Annotated in this window: 15 protein-coding genes; 4 read left to right on the forward strand and 11 right to left on the reverse strand. The window is 45.7% G+C overall.

Annotated elements, in window-relative coordinates; all coding sequences use genetic code 11:
• Positions 1 to 136: 136 nt before the first annotated feature.
• Complete coding sequence (locus DR864_RS21480; RefSeq protein ID WP_114068901.1) at positions 137 to 811, reverse strand: ClpP family protease; 675 nt, start codon at positions 809 to 811, stop codon at positions 137 to 139.
• A 415-nt stretch (positions 812 to 1,226) separates the two neighbouring features.
• Entirely contained in the window at positions 1,227 to 1,718 is a 492-nt protein-coding gene (locus DR864_RS21490) for a hypothetical protein (protein ID WP_114068903.1), read from the reverse strand.
• Positions 1,719 to 2,144: 426 nt separating this feature from the next.
• On the opposite strand from DR864_RS21490, the gene DR864_RS21495 reads away from it, so the two are divergent.
• The 3 genes from DR864_RS21495 to porV all read left to right on the forward strand — a co-directional run bounded on the left by DR864_RS21495 (position 2,145) and on the right by porV (position 7,550).
• Positions 2,145 to 2,756, forward strand: coding sequence for a SprT family zinc-dependent metalloprotease (locus tag DR864_RS21495; RefSeq protein ID WP_229599437.1), 612 nt, complete (start codon positions 2,145 to 2,147; stop codon positions 2,754 to 2,756).
• A gap of 143 nt (positions 2,757 to 2,899) precedes the next feature.
• Entirely contained in the window at positions 2,900 to 6,259 is a 3,360-nt protein-coding gene (porU, locus tag DR864_RS21500; RefSeq protein WP_114068905.1) for a type IX secretion system sortase PorU, read from the forward strand.
• 118 nt (positions 6,260 to 6,377) lie between these two features.
• The gene (porV, locus tag DR864_RS21505; protein ID WP_114068906.1) at positions 6,378 to 7,550 is read left to right on the forward strand and encodes a type IX secretion system outer membrane channel protein PorV; all 1,173 of its coding nucleotides are present in this window, start codon (positions 6,378 to 6,380) and stop codon (positions 7,548 to 7,550) included.
• A 53-nt stretch (positions 7,551 to 7,603) separates the two neighbouring features.
• Here the strand turns inward: porV and DR864_RS21510 are convergent, their stop codons facing one another.
• Positions 7,604 to 8,548, reverse strand: a complete 945-nt coding sequence (locus tag DR864_RS21510; protein ID WP_114068907.1) for a hypothetical protein — start codon at positions 8,546 to 8,548, stop codon at positions 7,604 to 7,606.
• Positions 8,549 to 8,618: 70 nt separating this feature from the next.
• Positions 8,619 to 9,140, reverse strand: coding sequence for a hypothetical protein (locus tag DR864_RS21515; protein WP_114068908.1), 522 nt, complete (start codon positions 9,138 to 9,140; stop codon positions 8,619 to 8,621).
• Between the two features lie 42 nt (positions 9,141 to 9,182).
• On the opposite strand from DR864_RS21515, the gene DR864_RS21520 reads away from it, so the two are divergent.
• Positions 9,183 to 10,214: a LuxE/PaaK family acyltransferase gene (locus tag DR864_RS21520; RefSeq protein ID WP_114068909.1), complete on the forward strand. Its 1,032-nt coding sequence runs from the start codon at positions 9,183 to 9,185 to the stop codon at positions 10,212 to 10,214.
• Positions 10,215 to 10,273: 59 nt separating this feature from the next.
• Here the strand turns inward: DR864_RS21520 and DR864_RS21525 are convergent, their stop codons facing one another.
• The 7 genes from DR864_RS21525 to DR864_RS21555 all read right to left on the reverse strand — a co-directional run bounded on the left by DR864_RS21525 (position 10,274) and on the right by DR864_RS21555 (position 20,901).
• Entirely contained in the window at positions 10,274 to 11,653 is a 1,380-nt protein-coding gene (locus DR864_RS21525) for a ferredoxin-like domain-containing protein (RefSeq protein WP_114068910.1), read from the reverse strand.
• A 32-nt stretch (positions 11,654 to 11,685) separates the two neighbouring features.
• Entirely contained in the window at positions 11,686 to 12,474 is a 789-nt protein-coding gene (locus DR864_RS21530) for a nucleotidyltransferase domain-containing protein (RefSeq protein ID WP_114068911.1), read from the reverse strand.
• A 133-nt stretch (positions 12,475 to 12,607) separates the two neighbouring features.
• Positions 12,608 to 16,129, reverse strand: a complete 3,522-nt coding sequence (locus DR864_RS21535) for a nitrate reductase (protein ID WP_114068912.1) — start codon at positions 16,127 to 16,129, stop codon at positions 12,608 to 12,610.
• Positions 16,130 to 16,160: 31 nt separating this feature from the next.
• Complete coding sequence (locus DR864_RS21540) at positions 16,161 to 17,465, reverse strand: MFS transporter (RefSeq protein ID WP_114068913.1); 1,305 nt, start codon at positions 17,463 to 17,465, stop codon at positions 16,161 to 16,163.
• A gap of 452 nt (positions 17,466 to 17,917) precedes the next feature.
• Positions 17,918 to 18,775, reverse strand: coding sequence for an ABC transporter ATP-binding protein (locus DR864_RS21545; protein WP_114068914.1), 858 nt, complete (start codon positions 18,773 to 18,775; stop codon positions 17,918 to 17,920).
• Between the two features lie 96 nt (positions 18,776 to 18,871).
• Positions 18,872 to 19,654, reverse strand: a complete 783-nt coding sequence (gene ntrB / locus DR864_RS21550; protein WP_114068915.1) for a nitrate ABC transporter permease — start codon at positions 19,652 to 19,654, stop codon at positions 18,872 to 18,874.
• A gap of 41 nt (positions 19,655 to 19,695) precedes the next feature.
• The gene (locus DR864_RS21555) at positions 19,696 to 20,901 is read right to left on the reverse strand and encodes a CmpA/NrtA family ABC transporter substrate-binding protein (protein ID WP_114068916.1); all 1,206 of its coding nucleotides are present in this window, start codon (positions 20,899 to 20,901) and stop codon (positions 19,696 to 19,698) included.
• Positions 20,902 to 21,021 lie beyond the last annotated feature (120 nt).

Consider the following 21,021-nt stretch of genomic DNA (forward strand, 5'->3'; position numbering starts at 1 on the left):
AAAGGTAGTCAGCAGTTCAGAGTAGGCAGTAGGCAGTAAGCAGTATTTTTCAAAATAAAAGGCAGTACGGATTTTCGCACTGCCTTTTAAAAGAACTTAGACTGCCTACTGTAAACTGTCGCACGGGCGGGCCCCGCTACTTTTCTCTGGTCAGTACCTCGTCGATTAAGCCGTACTCTTTGGCTTCGAAGGCGCGCATCCATTTGTCGCGGTCAGAATCTGCCTCGATTTGCTGAATGGTTTGACCAGTGTGATTGGCCAGAATTTCGTAAAGCTCTTCGCGTAATTTTACGATTTCACGCGCTGTGATTTCGATGTCAACAGATTGACCCTGAGCGCCGCCAGAAGGTTGGTGAATCATGATACGGGCGTGTGGGAGTGCCGCACGTTTGCCCGCCGCACCACCTGCCAACAATACCGCACCCATCGAAGCCGCCAAGCTGGTGCATACTGTGGCTACATCTGGGCGAACGTACTGCATGGTGTCATAAATTCCCATCCCAGCGTATACCGAGCCCCCAGGGCTGTTGATGTACATCAGAATATCTTTTTTAGGGTCTGCTGATTCCAAAAATAATAATTGAGCTACCACAATGTTGGCGATTTGGTCGTCAACGGGCATTCCAAAAAAGATAATACGGTCGGCCATGAGGCGAGAAAAAACATCGACCTCACGGAAGTTCATCGGGCGCTCTTCAATGATGGCGCGCGTCATGTTTTCAACGGTATGATTTACGTAGCCATCTACTGTAAGGCCACTCATACCCAAATGTTTAACTGCGTACTTTCTAAACTCTTGTCCGTGATTCATGGTTACTGATTTATGTGCTTCGGCACAGTTAATGGTTAATGATTATTGTTAAGGTCGTCTTTAGTACATGAGCGATACTCTAATGAACACTAAAAAATGGTCACTTGGTTCGACGGACAAAAATGCAGAATTTAGTCTTTGATTGTTGTCAGTTTAGCCAACAAATTATCAGAATTACTTATATCAGCCCAAAACGATTGAAATTCAGCCACTTTCAGAAGAAACAATTGGGCATTCAATGGGCCTGAATTATAAAAATAGAGGACGAATGCAAAATTTTGTTTTACAAAAAGACGTTGATAAAGCAACAGGTTTGCAAAAATGAAGAATCCGAAAAAGAACATCCTCTGAATCAATAAAACAAGCTTTATTGATTCAGAGGATGTAATAAATAAAACAGACGCTGATTTATTTATTATTCACCGTCTTTTACTTTTGGTTTACGTCCGCGTGGTTTTCCTGTATAAGCTGGTTTTTCTGCCGATTGTTTGCTCCCCTGATCTTTGACTAACTGTAGTTCATAAGCCGTTACACCTTCATATTCAAATGAATTGATGATGAAACTGTATTTAGTGGTAGCATAATCAACGCCGCCTGAATTTAAAATAATGCCCAATGGAATACTATAACTCTTTGCTGCTTTGGTCATTTTGAATACATCCGATTCATCAGAAGTGGCAGGTACTAAATAAAGGGACGATAATTTGCGTTTGCCAGCTTGAGATCCAATCTTGAAATGAGTATTTGATGGATCGAATCCTAATTTATCAACCGTCTTATCGGGAAAAACAAGTTTCCCAGCTGGAGAAATGTATCCTTTAAGAATCGTAGGTTTACTTACTTTTTTTTCAACAACAGGCTTACTGTTTTCCTTGGGGGAAAAGAATTTGAGTGATGTGATTTTCATGAAAAATTATATTTTAGTGTTAAAAGTATACAAACATACAAGCAATTAAGAATTTGCCGTATATTTTTTCAAAAAAATTAATTACTAAAATTAAATATACCTAGTTTGATTTTGTTCAAAAATTAAAAATTTGCCTCTTAAAAGTGTATTTTATGAGCCTTTGTGTGGTAACTGTAGTAGGCCATACTACCTCACCTTTATTAAATTTAATCGAATTTTAATTTCGATTTGTTGCCTTTTTCTTTCCATTTTTCAGTTAAAAAAAGATATATTTTTGTTGAATACCTGCTATTGGGGCTGATTTGGATGTTTTTTGTTAAAACGAATTGGTAGATAAAATGTTTATTTTAACTGATTTGGATATGTTTTTTTTAACTTTTATAAAAGCGTGTTTACTTTTGTTGCAGGATTAATTATAAAATAGCGGTGGAAGCAAAAATAGTAATGCGGAAGATTTTAGAGGAACATGTACCTGCCGCCTCAGTAGCCTATTGTTACGGTTTATGGGAACGTTATCAGTTCGATTTCGTGGCTTCCAAGCCTCGACGGACACGTTTGGGCGATTTTAGGGCACAATCTGGCCACCGTGAACGAATTACGGTCAATGTGAATTTGAATCCGTATAATTTTTTAATTACGTATTTGCACGAAGTGGCGCATTTGGAGGTGTATCGTAAATATAAACGTCGGCAGCCACCACATGGAAAAGCGTGGAAAAATCATTTTTCTGGATTACTTATTCCCGTTATGAACGAAAATAATTTCCCACTTTCGGTCTTGACCCCGCTTCTAAAATACGCACAAAACCCAACCGCCTCTACTGGAACACACTTGCCACTAATGCAGGCACTTAAAAATATTGATGCACCCCAAACAGATTTGGTCATGGTCAGTCAAGTGTCAGAAGGGCAGCTTTTTCGCTTGAATCAAAAAGTTTTTGTTCGGGGTATATTACGTCGTACACGCGTCGTTTGTGTAGAAGAAGCGTCTCAAAAAAAATATTTGGTGGCGGCCCATGCTTGGGTAGAAAAAGTATAAAATTTTAAAGTGGAGCTAGAAAAGTGAAGAAAACAACTACACAAAATTGTGCTAAAAAAACAAAAATAAAAAAGGTAGATATATATCTTTCTACTCGTCGTTATTTTCGTTTTTTGTCTTGTTATTTAGCTTTTTATTTTACGATGCAGACCTCTTTTTTTGCCTATTCCCAAACTTCCGTTTTGAGTGAAGGACGTTGGTTTAAGATGGGAGTTACGCAAACGGGAGTATATAAGATTGATGCCGCATTTTTACGAAAAATGGGCATTAATCCAACCGAGGTAAACCCTAAAAATATGCGTTTGTTTGGCAATGGAGGGGCGATGCTTCCACAGTTGAATAAGGCCTTGAGGGCGACTGATTTGATTGAAAATGCGGTGCTGGTAAAAGGAGAAAATGACGGCCGTTTTGATGACGAAGATGCCCTGATTTTTTTTGGCAAAAGTCCGCACGAAATTAGCTATGATTCTACCCACAAACGTTTTTATCATCAACTGAATATCTATTCTGATACTACTTTTTATTTCCTTCAAATCGGCACCCAGCCAGGCTTGCGCATTCAGAGCCAAAAATCGGGAGCGACTGGCCAATTGTTGACTATTTTTGATGATTATGTATTTCTGGAAAGTGAACTCTATAACCGTGTGCAATCGGGTAGAGAATGGTGGGGCGAATATTTCGGTACGCAGACACGGCAGGAGTTTAATGCTGATTTGAGTGGTGTTGTACCCGACAGCCCCTTGAAACTGACAGCTGCGACTGTGGCGTCAGCGCAAGTGGTGACGAAATTTTTGTTTGCTATCAATGGGCAAGCCATAGGAGAACAAACAATGGGTACGGTGTCGGCGATGAGTGCCACAAATCGATACGATTTGAGAGGGCAAAGAACGCTGCAAACACACACGGGTAAACTGCCTCTAAACGCTGCCAACCCTGCCCGCGTGACAATCGCTGCTACGTTTGACAAAGCGGGCCAATCCAATGCTGACGGTTACTTGGATTTTATGGGGTTGCAGGTGCAGCGAACGTTGCGGCTCAATGATCAAACGCTCGTCTTTCAGAACCTCAGCTCACTTACGCAAGATTCTGTTCGGTACGTTATCAGTCAAGCCAACCCGCAGATGCAGTTGTGGGAGATTACGGAACCGCTTCGCCCGCGAGCGCAGTCGTATTCCTTAAATGGAACGGAGGCCACTTTTGGCGCGGCTGGAAAAACCTTGAAACGGTTTGTGTTGTTTGCCGAAAATCAATTGAAAACGCCAGTTTCTTTTCAGGTGGTTCGGAATCAAAGTATAAGAAGCCTATCTACGCCCGACATGGTTGTGGTGACAGCGCCTGCGTGGGAAAAACAGGCCCAAAAACTGGCGGATTTTCGTCAACAAAATGATGGCTTAGACGTAAAGGTAGTGACTACGGTTGAGATTTATAACGAATTTGCTTCTGGCCAACCCGATCCAACAGCCATTCGGGACTTTACAAAGTATCTTAAAAACAAACAGCCTGAAAAACTGAAGTATTTGCTGCTTTTTGGGGATGCGAGCTATGATTTCAAAAATAACCTAAAAGCCATTTCGTCCTCCGAACTGGCCAATTTTGTGCCAGCGTATGAAAGTAGGGAATCGGCGCATCCCGTACGTAGTTTTTCTTCCGACGATTATTATGGATTTCTGAAGCCCGATGATGGCGAATGGAAAGAAGATTTTGCAGGAAATCATACGTTGGACATTGGCATAGGGCGGCTGCCCGTCAAAACTATTGCTGAAGCCGAAACGGCAGTGAGCAAAATCATACGCTACAACGCCAAACGCTCGAAGGGAGATTGGCGCCAACGAATCGCTTTTGTGGCCGATGATGGAGATGATAATCTTCACCAGAAAGATGCCGACGATTTGTCTAAAATAGTAGCAGAATTGGCCCCAAGGTATGCCTTGCACAAAGTGTACGTGGATGGTTACCCTCAGTTTGGCTCTACTATCCAACGTGCTCCCGGTGCGGGCCAAGCCGTTGACCGTTATGTAAATGAAGGCGCATTGATCGTAAACTATACTGGACACGGAGGCATTTCTACGTGGTCGGATGAACAGATTGTAACCTTGCAAAATCTGTTTAATTGGCGTAATTTGGACAATATGCCCCTGATTATTACGGCCACTTGTGAGTTTGGTCGCTACGATAATCCTGGGGAGGCATCTGGTGCAGAAATTTCGGTGTTGAGCCCGCGTGGTGGGGCCATTGCCATGCTTACTACTTCGCGCCCCGTATATGCTAATACCAATTTTTTGGTAAACGCCGCGTTTTACCGCGCCGTTTTTGAACCCCAAAATGGGAAAATGCCGCGTTTGGGAGATGTTATCCGTATGACCAAAAACAAAAGTGTTTATGACGTACTCAACCGTAACTTTACCTTGTTGGGTGACCCATCGCTACAATTAAATTATGGAGATTATCAGGTGAGTGTTATGGCAAATGATACCCTCAAAGCGGGTCAATTGGCCAAACTGTCGGGGGAGATACAAAAAGATGGGGCAACGGTAACGGATTTTACGGGAACAGCCATCGTCACCGTTTACGACAAGGAAAGTAAGCTTTTGACGCTCGGCGATAAAGCACGCGGAGAGGCTCCCAACATTACTCCTGCCAATCCAAAAATGCAATATGGCTTGTACGATAAAAAATTGTTTGAAGGAAAAGTAAGCGTAAAAGCAGGAAAGTTTAATGTCCAGTTTATTGTTCCTAAAAACATTTCGCCGTCGTTTAGCAACGGAAAAATTGAAGTGTATGCGGTAAAAGCCGACAGCCTCCGCGATGCCGTCGGGGGAACTAAGCGTGTAATGGTAGGTGGAAGCGGGTCATTGCAGAACGATACCAAACCGCCGCAGATGCAACTGTACCTAAACGATGAGTTGTTTGTGGACGGCAGTCAAGTGGAAGATAGCCCCCTTTTTGTAGCCAAATTAAGTGATGAAAATGGCCTGAATTTTGCAGCAAATATGACATTGACCCTGAACGATACGTTGAGTATTAAGGTGAATGATTATTTTTTGGCCGATAAAGACGATTACCGTTCGGGCCGAATTTTGTTTCCTTTTCATCGGTTGCCTACGGGCGAATATACCGTTAAATTGAAAGTGGAAGATACGTACAATAATACGAGCGAGGGTGCGTTGAGGTTTAGAGTAGGCGAAGAAATAAAATTGATTAAGACAGTCATTGCGTATCCTAATCCATTTGTTGAACAGACTAAGTTTCAACTCGAACTCGTTGACGAAGGGGATGATGTAGAAGTAACCCTTCAGATTTTTGACCTAAATGGGAAAATGATTTGTACCGCAGCGCAAACAATTTATAACTCAGACAAGCTTTTGGAGGTGTTTACGTGGAACGGAAAAAATCAATCAATCCAAAATGTTCCAGCGGGCGTATATATTTACAGAATGGAAGTACACTCACTAACCCGCCAACAAACTCAGCGTCAAAGCGGTAAGTTAGTAATGGTAAAATAGATTTTGAAAATAGTAATTAATATCTTTGCACAATCTTAAACAGAACTCTATTTTTGAAACGCCCTTATCGTGGTTCAGCGCAGAAAGGTACGGGTAGTAGTGGCAAACAAATTTCCTTATGACAAGAAAAATCTCTCCCCTTTTTACAATTGTGGGTTTTTGCGTTTCCTTCAGTTCACTAGCACAGATTACTTCCGGTGGTCAAGATAGCACAGGCGGACGCCCTGTAATAGCCTCCGTTCCCTTTGCTGCTTTTACGCCCGATGCGCGTAGTGCCGCTATGGGAGATGCTGGTGCTGCCTTGAGTGCCGATGCCAACTCGGTGTATTGGGGTGCCGCAAAACTGGTTCATGCCCCAAAAGAATACGGAGTAGCTCTCTCTTATACGCCATGGCTTCGCAACATTACCGAAGATATGTCTTTTGCGTATTTGTCGGGTTTTAAGAAAATCGGTAAAAACCAAGCCGTTGGATTGAGCTTGATGTATTTTGACCACGGCAAATTTGAAGCCCGCAACAACTTCGGTACCCCGTTGGGCGATTATTATTCCAATGAATTTTATGGTTCAGTGGCGTATTCTCGAAAATTGACCGATAAATTTTCGATGGGCTTGAACGTAAAATACATCGTTTCCAACTTAGGAAATGGCGTTCAATTACTGGGCGGTTCGGCCCTAAAGGCGGGGCAGACGGCAGCGGGAGATATCAGCGCGTTTTATCAAACCGAAAATGTGGATGAAGGCACTGGAAAAGGCTGGAATTATTCGGCCGCGTTGATGTTGCAAAACATTGGCGGTAAAGTTAATTACGGAGGCACCACGAGCGGTTTTATTCCAACTACCTTCAAATTGGGCGGAACGGCAACGCGTCATATCGATCCGTTAAATAAAATTACTTTTGCATTGGATTTGAATAAACTCATGATTCCTACGCCAGGCGGTACCGCTTCTGGTCAGGATGTGGGGACTATTTCGGCCATGTTTAAATCTTTCGGCGATGCGCCGGGCGGTTTCAGCGAAGAAGTTCGTGAGTTTATGATTTCTACGGGGGTTGAATACTGGTACAACGAAGCATTTGCTTTCCGTTTTGGATATTTCAACGAAACCAAAACCAAAGGAAATCGTAAGTATTTCACGGTGGGTTTTGGCGCTCGTATTCAGCAGCGCTACGGCATCGACTTTGCTTACCTGATGCCCCAAACGCAAGGAAGTCCTTTGGCCAATACCTTCCGAGTGTCGTTGGTAGTAGATGTATTCAAAAAGGCGGCTGAAGTAGTAGAAGACATCGAATAAGCGTCGCTAAAACATATTTGAAAAGGCAGTCTGCAACCGCAGACTGCCTTTTTTTATTGCAGCTGCAACGTATCCCGAAGCGAACGATTTTCGGGTGCATTTTGTGTCCAATAGGCTGATAAAAGCGTCTTTTTATGAATCGCTCGGGTGGTGAGCAGTTTTCCCCTACTTGGGTAGGTATCTTCCCAACCTGTAATGCGGTGCGGGAAATTTTCTTCAAACACAACTTGTAGGATGCGGCCCTCAGCATAAGCTATTTTGTAAACCTTCAGGGATTTACCTGGAAAGACATTGCCCTTATAGGGCTCCATTGACGCCATAGCGGCCATCGGTGCTATCTTTTGGTGGCGCAACCGAGCCGTTTTGGTGCCCGGAATGATATTGATTGAACCGAGGGGTAATCGACTGGGGGTAAGGCGAAGACGCGTCCAAATTTCGTCTTCCAGCAACGCTTTTTCGGAGGTATAGTCTTCGGATACATTGTCTTCGAAGTACGAACGCCCCGTTACTTTGTATCCATTGTTTTGATAATTAAGCTGCGTGAATGTGTGCCCGCACCAGTCCTGACTTGTGGTCGAAACTTTGAGGGTTTGAGGAAAGAGCGCAGGGTCGATCGGGGTAAAAACAGACGTATAAATAGAATAGTCATAAATACCCGTAACGATGCGATGAATAGCATTCAATTTCAAAACGGGCGTTGATTTGTGACGGTTTTCTTCTTTATCGAGTTTTACCTGCGTATCGGTTCGGAAGTCTTCGGTAACAAAAACCAGCACGGCTTCGCCGGGGTTTAATGCGCCGTAATGAGCTTGTTGAAGCGCGTAGGTGCTAATTTCGGCTTTGCCTTTAAACCAATATTCTCCGAAGGTTTTTCGGTCAAAATCGGTTGAAGAGGAGGCGGGTGGCGGTGTTTTCTGAAAAACGGTAGACCCAGTCAGCAATGCGGTTGCCACGCACAGAATGACCACAATGCCCAGAAAATAGGTTTTGACAAACATAAAAAAGTGTTTTAGTAAAAATAGATAATTTTACCAAAACACTTTAAAAAAGAAGAGCAATTGCCCCTTTTTAGAGCAATAAAGGCACCGAAATGGTATCGCTTTCTACGGCATTGCTCACGTTTAAGGCGCGGTCGCGTATGCGTATCTGAAACTTAACGGTTGTCATGCGGGCGTTTCTTGCGTAAGGAAAATATACCGCGTAGTCTAATTTGCCTTCGATTGGGCCTCTTTTACGGTCTGGCTTTAAGACAGGAAAGAATATTTTAGAGTTGGCCGCAAGAACGACCTCTTCAAATTGATTGCCGCTTACTTTTCTAAACGTGCGCAGTTCATAATTTCCCCATGTACCGTAGTTTGGATTGTTACGGTTGTCGGTACTTTCGCCCAAATCACCATCACCGTCTTTAAAATCAATGGTAATGACTACCGAATCTTGCTTTGATTGTGAGAAGGGCTCAATAACCTCAAATTTGTCCATGCTATTGAACACAATTTCTGGAACGGGACTGTAATCGGGAGGGGTCCAACAACTGGTGGTTGCCGCAGAAAATATTAGTAACGTAAGGAAAAAACGAATGATAGTCTTCATGGTTGGTAAAGTTATCCGTAATTTGTAAAAAAGTCAAATTTGATGAATCGTCGTCAAGAGTTAAAACAGTTAATAAAAAATGTCACGCCCGATACCTTCGAGGACGTTGCATTAGCGGTTTTTCGTTGGCAAGCCGTTTCCAATTTTATTTATCGGGAATATTTAAGCCATTTACGCTGTCATCCTGACAAGGTGCAGTCGCTGACGCAGATTCCTTTTATGCCGATTGGATTTTTCAAAAAACATACCGTGCTCACCGAATCGCCCAGTGTTCAGACCACTTTTGAAAGCAGCGGAACGACTGGCGCTCAAACCAGTCGGCATCACGTAGCAGACTTGGATTGGTACACCGACATCAGCATCCGTATTTTTGAACAAACGTACGGCCCGTTGTCGAATTGCCATTTGTTAGCCCTTTTACCTTCCTATCTTGAACGAAATAACTCGTCTTTGGTGTATATGGTTCAACAATTTATTGCGCAGACCCATTCGTCGGTTTCGGGTTTTTTCCTGCACAATGTGGATGAATTGTTGATAACTCTCAAAAACCTCGCCCAAAACTCCGACGGGCGTACCGTGATTTTGTGGGGAGTTACCTTTGCGTTGCTGGATTTGGCCGAATCTGCGATGCCGCAAGACTTGGAATATCTCCAAGATCTTTCAGGTCTGATGGTGATGGAAACAGGCGGTATGAAAGGCCGCCGCCGCGAAATGCTCCGCGAGGAAGTACATGAAGTGCTGACAAAAGCCTTTGGGGTAAAAGTGATTCATTCGGAGTACGGCATGACCGAGCTGCTTTCACAATCTTATTCAAAAGGCGATGGTATTTTTGACGCTTCGGCTACGATGCGCATTTTATTGCGGGATATCAACGACCCCCGGGCTGTGTATAACAACCCCCAGTCGGGGCTTCGTTATGGCGGCATCAATGTCGTTGATTTAGCCAATCTGGATTCTTGTGCCTTTATTGAAACGCAGGATTTAGGACGTTTTGTGGGTGAAAATGCCACCCAGTTTGAAGTAATCGGGCGTTTTGATAATTCAGACGTTAGAGGATGTAATCTGTTGATTTAAAGTGTGTTAGGTGGTGGTTGTGTCTCGAATTTATCAAAACAGAAGGTATACACAGCACACTAAGTTATGATCTCCCACGTCACTTCCATGAAATCACTCGCGGGGGCATTACACGTAGAACATACGTACCGAGCGGGTAAAGGTGGGGCAACGTCGGCTACGGTGAGGCAATGTTTGCACCGCATCACTTTTTCAGTCATCACGGGTTTGAGGGTTGCCGTTGTTCGCAGAATCCCTGCTTTTTTTTCGGTGGACAACTGCTCGTAGTATTTTTGGGTCAAACGCCTCAATACTTCGGGGAGATTTTTGCGGGCCACGTCGGCCGCAAAGGTTTCCCATTCGGTATTTCCAATGAAAAAATCTGGAGAATGAACAATGCGAAAGCGCTGATAATCAGTAGATAGTGGTTCGATGACAATCGTAGAAGTGGTATCGGCATTCCGTTGACCGATGCTGAAACTCAAACTTGAGGTACGAATGCGGGTGCGCTCAAAGGCATCGACGAGTTCGGTTTTGAGGCGCAGGGCGGCGGCATCGGCATCGGGGAGTTGCCAATTGAGCTCAAGCGACGAATAATGCGTATGAATGCCCCAAAGACCCAATAATTTCTCCCACTGATAAATGGTTTCTTTCGGAATATCGCGGACAATAAACGTTTTGAAAGGAGTAGGGTAGAGACGGCCGATTTTGGTGTCTTTGCAAAGCTGGCAGAGGGCGTCAATAAACGACGCTTCAAACTCATTGTCGCGCTGATAAAGCCCAATCCAGTAGCGTTCGTCGTAACGATAAATGCCCTCGTGGTGCGGATAGGGCTTGGGCGTAAGTTTTAATTCTTTCTGAATACGGCGTGTTCGTCCCGAAAATTGGGTCGTAACGGTTTGAAATAATTTATCAAAACTATCAATAGACTCGGGGCCTTTTAACGTATTTTCGATGGTGCGGACCCAGTCGGGGATTTGCTCGCCATCTATCAATTCTGGCCATACCTGTAAGGTGCCCAAAGCGGGTAAATTGACCGCCAAGTACCAAAAAGAAGGAGTGGGAGAAGCCACAAAATTGAGTTCGCCCGTCAGCGGACGAATCAGCTCCTGCGTTGGGTCAATGAGGTTAAGTTTGAGACTGGGTTGAAAGTCAAACGAATCCAAAATGTCTAAATAATCACCTGAGCGTAACCACGATAATTTAGGAAAAATGTTTTGCGCCACTACCGACGAAACAATGTTGGGGTGAGCGGGAATGGCCTCTTCTACCTGAAAACCCTGCAAACCAAGTTGCAGACGAAGTGCCGAAAGCTGGGAGTCAGTGCATGGTAAGAGCAAATCCTGCCGAAATCCTACCTCTATTTTGCTCAGCGCCCATTGCCGCGACAAAGCCGCCAATTGTTGAAGTTCGTCGGGGGTTACTACCCCGCCGGGGGTTAAAATACGTAGGTAAGCCATTGGTTTTGGATTATTTATTCTGATGCCTTGTGCTACATTTTTTCCACTTTATACAAATATACTTTGACTTCTTGAGCGGCATCTTCTTTCAGCGTAATATTTGCGTCGAAAAGGTGATTCTGCAAATCTTCATAAAGTTTGATGGATTTCCACAGCGCTGCCACCAAATCGGTTTTGGTCATTGGGACTACTGTTTTGCGCAGTTCTGCAAAGTCTTCTAGGGCCAGTTTCGTTTCCACTTTTCGGACACCGCGCGGTTGATTGCCGTTTTTGATGTGTAATAAAGGTCCTAAAACCATCATTCGAATAAAGCCCAGAAAATCAAAGGCTTCAAGCAATTCTCCTCTTCCAATTTTCAGGGTGGCATAATGAATCCAAACCCAAAATCGGTCTTCAATCCATTGATAATCAGGGTAAGGCCACACGGCCTGGGTTTCTTGGATGATGTTGGTCAGTTGATGGTCGCGCTCCCACACGACCACTGGATTTTCTATGCGATGATGAAATTCATCCAGCGTCAAAAATTTGATGTCTACGTGCAGAAGCGGATTGTTGTACAAACAAATTAATAACCGCGTCTCGCCCACGTGCTCGCCCGTGAAGGCAGAAAGGACCGTCCCCAGCTGATTGGCTACGGCTTTCATTTGCTCAGGATTATCAGAAATTTTGGTGGTAGAAACCAACACAAGGTCTAAATCTGAAAACGAATCTGTTTCATGGGTAATCCAAGAGCCCGCGATCGCAAGGCCGAGCATATCCGTTGATTCCTGTAAAACCGCAATGGCGTTGTTAATAAATGATTGAAAAATAGCGTGTTGCATATTTGCGTTCGTTTTGGGCAATTATTGCAAAACCTTTTCCCAAAATCGAAAGTTCGTACTGTACAATATTTATTTTTTTATACTCTTACTTCTAATTTTGTACCTCCTACTTCTTACCTCCGACCTTTCACTTCTACTTCCTCGCTTCTGCCCTCTCACTTCTCCTTTCAAGCATTGCTTTTACCTCTGGTTTACAGCTCCCGCAACCCGTTCCAGCCCCCGTTTGTTGACAAAGCGTCTGAAAATCAGTGCAACCGCCCGCGATGGCGTCGCGCAGGTTTCCGTCGCCTACGTTGTTGCATGAGCAGACCGTTTTTCCTTTGAGTGCAGGGGCAGATTTACCGCTTCGGAGCAATTTGAGCCGTTTTTCCGAAAGTTCGGTTTGGTGCTGAATCAATGATTTGAATTCTGTAAATTCCGATTTGTCTCCCAGCAAAATGGCCCCGACGAGTTTATCGCCGTGAATGATACATTTTTTGTAATATCGTTTTTGTTTGTCCATAAATAGAACTTCTTCGTATTCGGCACCAGCCCCGTTGGCGGGGATTTCGGTCATGCCCAACGAGCATAAATCTAGGCCTTCCATTTTCAGGATATTCATGGAAATGGTGGGCCGATAATAACTTTGAATATCGCCGTTGAAATAGGCGCATAATGCTTCGGCTTGCTCCTCCGCGGCGGCCGTAATTCCAAATTGTTGCCCCTCAACTTCGGCAACCTCGCCGATGGCAAAGATGGCAGGGTCGGAGGTTTGGAGATAGGCATTCACTACTATCCCGCGTTGTACATCCAAACCCGCTTTACGGGCGATTTCGACGTTGGGCGTCGTGCCAATTGTTAGTACAACGGCATCACAGTCAATGACTTGGCCTGAGGTTAGGCGAACGCTGCCGACTTGGTTGTTTTGACCCGCTAAGTATTTGACTTCGTCGTTGTAATAAATATCAATGCTGCGGTCTTTGAGTTCTTCGTGTAAAAGAGTGCTCGCGGTAGCGTCCAATTGACGGTTCATCAGGCGTGAAGCTCGGTGAATGACGGTGGCCTTGTGGCCTAGTTGGCGCAACGAAGCCGCCAATTCTAGTCCCAATAAACCGCCGCCCACGATGACGATGTGTTTTGCCTGACCAATTCCCAAATGATGCGTTAAACCGTCGGCATCTTGCCGCGTACGCATGGTAAAAACGCCCTCTAAGGATACGTCATAATCTTTGGGCGTGGCCGAACGACTGCCCGTGGCAATAACGAGGCGGTCGTAGGGATGGAGATTGCCTTTTGAATCAAGAACGGTTTTTTGGACACGGTCAATGTGCTCAATGCTGAGGCCTTCGTACAGATGCACCAAAGCCCGCTCGTCGTCCTGCATTTTGAGCAATTTCTCCCAACGCATGGTGCCGCTGATATAGTCGGGCAGCATCACGCGGTTATAAAAAGCAAACGGCTCTTTGCTGAATACGTGAATTTCGTCGGTAAGGTTATGCTGGCGGTGGGCCGTCACGAATTTATACGCCGCTGCTCCCGCCCCCACGACGATGATACGCTCCCTGATTTTTTTAAATTTCTTGACTTCAACCGCCGCGTATTTAAAGTCAGGCTCTTTGGAATAAGGGTCAACCAAGTCGCTCGTAATGTTGTTGGCGCGTGCGGCTGTACTTTGAATTATTTTCCCCCAGTGCATGGGCAAAAACACCACTCCTTGCCGAATATCGTCTGTGATTTTGGCGGGCACTTGCACCTGTCCGCGTGGGTTTTGTATGGTGACAATGTCGCCTTCTTTGATGCCGCGTTCGTGGGCATCAGCGGGGTTTATTTCCAAAAAAGCCTTCGGAATGTGCTGATTCAGTTTATTGACCCGACCCGTTTTTGTCATCGTGTGCCACTGGTCACGAATACGACCCGTGGTCAATACCAACGGAAAATCATCGCTGAGCGGCTCGGATTGGTTGCCGTCTGGGATGGTTTTGATTTGTGCTTTATGAGAAGGGGTATAAAATTGATGATCGGTAAACAGGCGCGGTGTTCCGTTAGATTCTGCTGTTGGGACGGGCCATTGCAGGGTACCTTGGGTGCGTAGCCGCTCGTGCGAAAGTCCGCTGATATCTACGTTGGTTCCTTTGGTAAGGCAAACGTGCTCGTCGTAGATTTCTGATGCATTTCGGTAATTAAAAGCGTGGCCGAAACCCATTTTATGGGCAAATTTGACGATGATTTCGCTATCGGGGAGGGCTTCTCCCACGGGTTCGTTGAATTGACTGAGGTACGAAACTCGCCGCTCGGAGTTGGTCATGGTCCCCGTTTTTTCGCCCCATGCGGCGGCGGGTAGTACTAAGTCGGCGTAAGCAACCGTATCTGAACGATTGGAAACATCCTGCACCACCACGAACTTGGCCGCCTTCAGGGCCTCTTCTATGAGGTGCGCGTTGGGCAGGCTCACCAGCGGATTAGTACACATAATCCAGATGGCTTTCATGCGGCCATCTTTAAGCGCCTCAAACATTTCGGTAGCCGTCAATCCCGGTTTGGGGTTCAGCGCTGGAACTCCCCAAAAATCAGCTACTTCTTGCCGGTGAGCAGGGTCGGCTAAGTTGCGGTGCGCGGGCAAGAGATTCGACAGCCCTCCTACTTCCCGACCGCCCATTGCGTTGGGCTGACCAGTCAATGAAAATGGCCCTGAGCCTGCTTTTCCAATGTGGCCTGTAATTAAATGAAGGTTGAGTAATGCCAAATTTTTGTTGACCCCAATCACACTTTGGTTGAACCCCATAGCCCACATGGAGATAAATCCCTTGGATTTTCCGATGTATTCTACGGCTTGGTGAATATCGTGGAGGCTGATGCCGCATATTTTGGCTGCTTCGCGCATGTCACGCTCGGTGACCTGTAAGCGATAGGTATCGAAGCCTTCGGTGTGATTTTTGATAAAATGCTCGTCAATGTATCCTCTCGAAATCAATCCTTTGGCGATGGCGTTGAGCAACACCACGTCGGTTCCGGGCTTGATTTGAAGGTGAAGGTCGGCCATGCGGGCGGTATCCGTGCGGCGCGGGTCGACCACGATAAATTTAACTCGTGGGTTGGTGGCTTTGTGCGCCTCCATGCGTCGAAACACAATAGGGTGGTTCCACGCAGGATTGGAGCCCGCAATCAGAAAGCAATCCGCCAATTCGATGTCTTCGTAGCTGCACGGTACGGAGTCTTCGCCCAAGGCCATTTTGTATCCCACCACCGCCGACGACATACAAAGGCGAGAGTTGGTATCGAGGTTATTTGAACCGATAAAACCTTTGATGAGCTTATTGACTACGTAATATTCTTCGGTTAAACACTGGCCAGAGGCATAAAAGCCTACAGAATCGGGGCCGTATTTATCGATAAAGGTTTTAAAAACCGCCGCCGCCCGCTCCAGTGCCGTGTCCCACGTAACCCGTTGCAGGGGCGCCTGACGATTGCGGCGCATTTGAGGATACAGCAATCGGTCTGTTGTATCCATGACGGTATAGTGCAAATTTCGCCCTTTAGAACAAAGCATCCCTTTGCTCGATGGGTGGTCAGGGTCACCCTCCACGGAAATATGTCCGTCGCGGGTTTTCTGAACCACTACCCCGCAGCCGACGCCGCAGTAGCAGCAAGTGGTTTTATGTGCTGTTGTTCCTTTCATAATAGGCTTACAATAAACTAGGTGGTTAGCGTTACGCCGTTTGTAGCTCAGTTTCTACCTGTTCAACGGTCACCGTTCTACCGAAATTAACCAAAAACAACAACAAGCCAACCACCGCGACGATACCGCCGATGTACATAAATGCCTGTCCGTAAGAAATAGACTGAGATTTAAATAAGAAGCCCATCAACATTCCTCCCACGTTGCCACCAGCACCGACTACGCCCGATATTACCCCGACTGCTTTGGGATTAATAAACGGTACGATGGCATACGTACCGCCATTGGCCATTTTCAAAAACATCGCAAAAGTGAGCATCGACACAATGGCCATCGTCAGATTTCCTGATTGTGCAAAAAGTAAAATTCCTAATCCTTCTAACAATAACATTGAAGCCAGCATGATGCCTTTTCCGCGCATCCCGTACTTTTGACCTATTTTGTCGGCGACAATTCCGCCCACTGCGCGGGCAAAAATATTCATAAATCCAAACAGCATGGCCCAGAAACCCGCTTCGGTTTCTTCCATGTGGAAGTTGTCAAAGAAATAAAGTGCTGCTACGCCATCGAAGGTAATTTCCATGCCAAAGCAGCAGGCATAGGCAATGGCCAAGGCCCAAACGCGAACGTCGGCGCAGGCTTGCCAAAACGGAACGCTTGATTTAGCGGCGGCGGTACGGTTGATTTCGTCGTAGTTGCCAGCGGGGGTATCTTTTGTGTATTTCCAGTAAATAAAGGCCATCACCAACATCATCAGTCCTGGAACAATCATGGCCAAACGCCACGCATCGGCTTTGACAAACCCAAATCCGATGATGGTAGCCATAATAAGTGGCATGGCCAACTGCGTGATGCCACCACCAAGGTTACCCCAGCCACCAGCTACGGCATTCGCCGTTCCTTTGATGTTCGGGGCAAACATAGCCGAAGTATGAAATTGCGTGATGACAAACGAGGCACCAATGACGCCAATGGCCAAACGAAAAAGTAAAAAGGAAGTGTAATCATGCGCCAAACCGATGAGCATTACGGGTAGTGAACCAATCAACAGCAAAGCGGTGTAGGTTTTGCGCGGCCCCCAACTGTCGCAGAGTTTTCCGATGATGAGGCGGGCGAAAATGGTGGCTGATACCGCCGCAATGATGGTGTTTCCTACCTGAGGCTTGGTCAATCCCAAATCGGCCCGAATGGCAGGCATCAGGGGCGCTATGCCAAACCACCCAAAGAAACAGACGAAAAAAGTCATCCACGTAATGTGGAACGTACGCATTTGGACGCCGCTGAAACTGAAGACGTTTAGCTGAGGAAGGGGTTGGTTGTTAAGTGGTTGACCCATGACGCTTGCTTGGTTGATTGTAAAACGTAAAGCTGGCGTAAAGGCGTGAAGCGATGCAAAAGTAGAAAGCCGTGTGCCACAAACCGTGATGAATGTTCAACCGTCTTTTCCTCCCAAAGAAAAGGCTTGTTACATATCACTGACTGTGACTTAGACTTGGATACCTGCATCGGTTGAGCGCCGCCACGCTGTACCGATTTGGTATATCAAACGTACAAAATAATCGAGTATACTCAAAGTAATTTATGAGTATTTTTCACTAAAATGAAAAATTTCTTCAAAATTTTATACTTAATTTTGCTTAAAATGCAAAATATGTTTTTAATTTAAGTAATTTTAAAACTAATATTGCGGAAATTACTCAATTTTATAATTTATCAAAAAATGTAAAACCTGTCAGGTTTTGAAGTCCTGACAGGTTTGCGCTGCTTCTGTTGTGGTGTACTTGCCAATTAATCGTCTTCAATCGAAAACTTATCGAACAATAAGCTCATTAACCGGTCGTGGATTTCCATGTAGGCAGGGTCATGGACAATATCCTTTTTGTTACGGGGCCGTGGAAGCCGTACATCAACGATTTCTTTGATGGTGGCGGCAGGGCCGTTGTTCATGACCACCACGCGGTCGGAAAGGAAAATGGCCTCTTCGATGTCGTGCGTCACCATCACAATGGTTTTGTTGCGGTTGTCAAGATTCCAGAGTTTGAGCAGTTCAATGTGCATGGAGCCTTTTGTCAACGCATCCAACGCCCCGAACGGCTCATCGAGCAACAAAATGCTCGGATTGATGGCAAACGCCCGGGCAATGGCTACACGTTGTTTCATACCGCCCGAAAGTTGACCCGGAAGTTTGTCTTTGTGCGGCCAAAGGTTGACCATTTTGAGGTTTTCTTCGGTGATTTCGCGCTTTTCAGCCGATGTTTTCCCCTTAAATACGGAATCAACGGCTTCGTAAATGTTTTGATAAACGCTGAGCCAAGGCAGTAAAGAATAGTTTTGGAAAACAATACCACGGTCGGGACCAGGCCCTTTTACGAGGTTGCCGTTGGCCATTACCGTGCCGCTTGTGGGCTGGGTCATGCCCGAAATTGTACCCATAAGTGTGGATTTGCCGCAGCCAGAATGGCCGATAAGTGCCACAATTTCACCTTTTTGAATGGTCAAATCGATGTCTTTGATGGCCGTAAATACGCCTTTAGGGGTTTTAAAAGCTACCGAAATGTCTTTCACTTCAATGGAAGCGGGGCGTGATTGGATTTTATGAAACTCACTCGCGGAGTCGACGGGAGCGGAGATAGGATGAATAGTCATGTTATGAGTGGTTAGTGAATAGAGGATGTGGTTGGTGAGGGTACTTTTGAAATGTAATTTACTAAGCACCGGTCACTGACCACCAACTACCATTTATTAAGCAAATGCAAATCGTTTTTGAAGCCAATCAAAACCCTTGTCGAGCAGTAACCCTACCGTGCCGATGATTAAGATGGCCGAGAGGATTTTCTCTAAGCTGAGTGCGTTCCAACTGTCCCACACAAAAAAGCCAATTCCGACGCCTCCAGAGAGCATTTCGCCCGCCACAATCACCATCCACGCCACGCCGATGCTCAGGCGTAACCCAGTGATAATGTGCGGTAAAGCAAACGGTATAATGACTTTGGTGATGTATTTCCAACGGGAAAAGCCGTAGGCCTTCGCCACGTTTTTGTGGTCTTGCGGAATCGAGGCCACCCCGAAGGCAGTATTGATTAATGTGGGCCATAAGCTGGTGACAAAAATGATAAAAATAGTTGCGCCCTCGGCGGCTTTGAATGCCAACAATCCCAACGGAAACCATGCCAACGGCGATACTGGGCGCAAAATCTGGATAATCGGGTTGATGAGCCGGAAGGCTGTTTTGCTGGAGCCTATAAGCAGCCCAAGGGGAATGGCTACGAGGCTGCCCAATCCAAAACCGCTGAATACGCGGATGAGTGAGCTGACCAGTTGATTTCCAATGCCTTTGTCATTGGGGCCGTAGTCGTAGAAAGGAGTGGCGAGCATTTCGTTGAAAACCGCCCAAGTCATCAGAGGCGACGGAATTTCGCTGTTGGTAAGGACGGAAATGCCCCACCAAGCGCCGATTAAAATGACCGCACTACCTATGCCAAACAGCAATGGGAGGTAGGTTTGTAGATTGAGTAATTTCTTCATTTTCGTAATTTTAATGGTTGATATTGAATTACTTACAATGATTATTTCTTTGCGGAAGCCAGATATGCAGGTATGTTGCTCGGGTCAAAGATCACATCATAAGTGGTTTTGAAAGCCTTCATGTCGTCGGTCATGACGGGGACTTTGGCTTCGCGGGCTACTTCGGCGTAGAGGTCGTCCAAGATGAGTTTTTCGGCAATACCTTTAAAGTCGGGATTAGATTTTAACATTCCGAACCGAACGTATTGCGCCAAAAACCACATTCCGTGTACTTTGCGGGGCGTGTTGACAAAACCTTTATTGTAAAAAGTCATGTAATCGTCTTTGTATTTCTGAACGCCCAATTCGCAACCTAAATCGTTGGAACCCAGCAAACGGGCTTCAATGACGGGCAAAGCGGCGTTGACGTAATAAGGTTTGGAAAGCCAGCCCGCCGCTTTTTTGCGGTTGCCCATGTTGTCGAGCCACTGACAGGCTTCTAAGACGGCTTTCATGACATTTTTGAGGTTTTCGCGCTCTTTGGTAGCAAATTGCTTATTGACAACCAATGCTTTTTCGGGGTGGTGTTTCCAAATATCCTGCGTAGCAATCTGCGTAAAACCTATGTTTTGTGTAGCGGCTACGCCGTTCCAAGGTTCGCCCACGCAGTAGCCTTCCATGTTGTCTACGCGCATATTGGCCACCATTTGCGGCGGTGGAATCGTGATAATTCCCACTGATTTCTGGTTAATACCTGCAGCAGCCATCCAGTTGCGGAGCCAAATGTCGTGCGTGCCGCCCGGAAAAGTCATGGCAAAAGTTACTTCTTTGCGGGCTTGTACTTGCTTGACGGCGGCGGCTACTTTGTTCATTTCTTTGAAACCTACTAATCCGCAAAAATCTTTGGAGAGGGTAATGGCTTGGCCGTTGTTGTTCAAGACCATCGCAATCTGCATTTCGGAGCCGGCTTTTCCGCCCAAGCCAGTATAGACCGAGAAAGGCATCCCAAACAGGCAATGTGCGCCGTCGAGCTCACCGTTTAATATTTTGTCGCGGATATTGGCCCAAGAGGCTTCTTTGGAAAGAACCACATCAACTCCGTATTTCTGAAATAACCCCAACTCTTTGGCGGCCACTAGGGGGGCGCAGTCGGTAAGGGGAATAAAGCCTAATTTTACTTGGGGCAACACGGCTTTGCGCATCGACATTCCAGCCATTAAAATAAGGGCGGCCAACGACGCTAGAATGATTTTATAGGTAGTTTTCATTGGATAAGGACATGGGAAGAGCAAACGCTGGGTATGGCCCGCGTAAACTGCTTTTGGGGTGATACTGATTGGTTAATTTTAAGACATTCCAAGTTTACGAAACTTGGAATGTCTGTCCTG

The organism is Runella rosea (assembly GCF_003325355.1).
In the GTDB taxonomy this organism is placed as follows: Bacteria; Bacteroidota; Bacteroidia; order Cytophagales; family Spirosomataceae; genus Runella; species Runella rosea.

Bases quoted from the DNA above. Each gene is read 5' to 3' on its own strand.
- DR864_RS21480 (WP_114068901.1), bottom strand. From the start codon at position 811: ATGAATCACGGACAAGAGTTTAGAAAGTACGCAGTTAAACATTTGGGT.
- DR864_RS21490 (WP_114068903.1), bottom strand. From the start codon at position 1,718: ATGAAAATCACATCACTCAAATTCTTTTCCCCCAAGGAAAACAGTAAG.
- porU (WP_114068905.1), top strand. From the start codon at position 2,900: ATGCAGACCTCTTTTTTTGCCTATTCCCAAACTTCCGTTTTGAGTGAA.
- porV (WP_114068906.1), top strand. From the start codon at position 6,378: ATGACAAGAAAAATCTCTCCCCTTTTTACAATTGTGGGTTTTTGCGTT.
- DR864_RS21510 (WP_114068907.1), bottom strand. From the start codon at position 8,548: ATGTTTGTCAAAACCTATTTTCTGGGCATTGTGGTCATTCTGTGCGTG.
- DR864_RS21515 (WP_114068908.1), bottom strand. From the start codon at position 9,140: ATGAAGACTATCATTCGTTTTTTCCTTACGTTACTAATATTTTCTGCG.
- DR864_RS21520 (WP_114068909.1), top strand. From the start codon at position 9,183: ATGAATCGTCGTCAAGAGTTAAAACAGTTAATAAAAAATGTCACGCCC.
- DR864_RS21525 (WP_114068910.1), bottom strand. From the start codon at position 11,653: ATGGCTTACCTACGTATTTTAACCCCCGGCGGGGTAGTAACCCCCGAC.
- DR864_RS21530 (WP_114068911.1), bottom strand. From the start codon at position 12,474: ATGCAACACGCTATTTTTCAATCATTTATTAACAACGCCATTGCGGTT.
- DR864_RS21535 (WP_114068912.1), bottom strand. From the start codon at position 16,129: ATGAAAGGAACAACAGCACATAAAACCACTTGCTGCTACTGCGGCGTC.
- DR864_RS21540 (WP_114068913.1), bottom strand. From the start codon at position 17,465: ATGGGTCAACCACTTAACAACCAACCCCTTCCTCAGCTAAACGTCTTC.
- DR864_RS21545 (WP_114068914.1), bottom strand. From the start codon at position 18,775: ATGACTATTCATCCTATCTCCGCTCCCGTCGACTCCGCGAGTGAGTTT.
- ntrB (WP_114068915.1), bottom strand. From the start codon at position 19,654: ATGAAGAAATTACTCAATCTACAAACCTACCTCCCATTGCTGTTTGGC.
- DR864_RS21555 (WP_114068916.1), bottom strand. From the start codon at position 20,901: ATGAAAACTACCTATAAAATCATTCTAGCGTCGTTGGCCGCCCTTATT.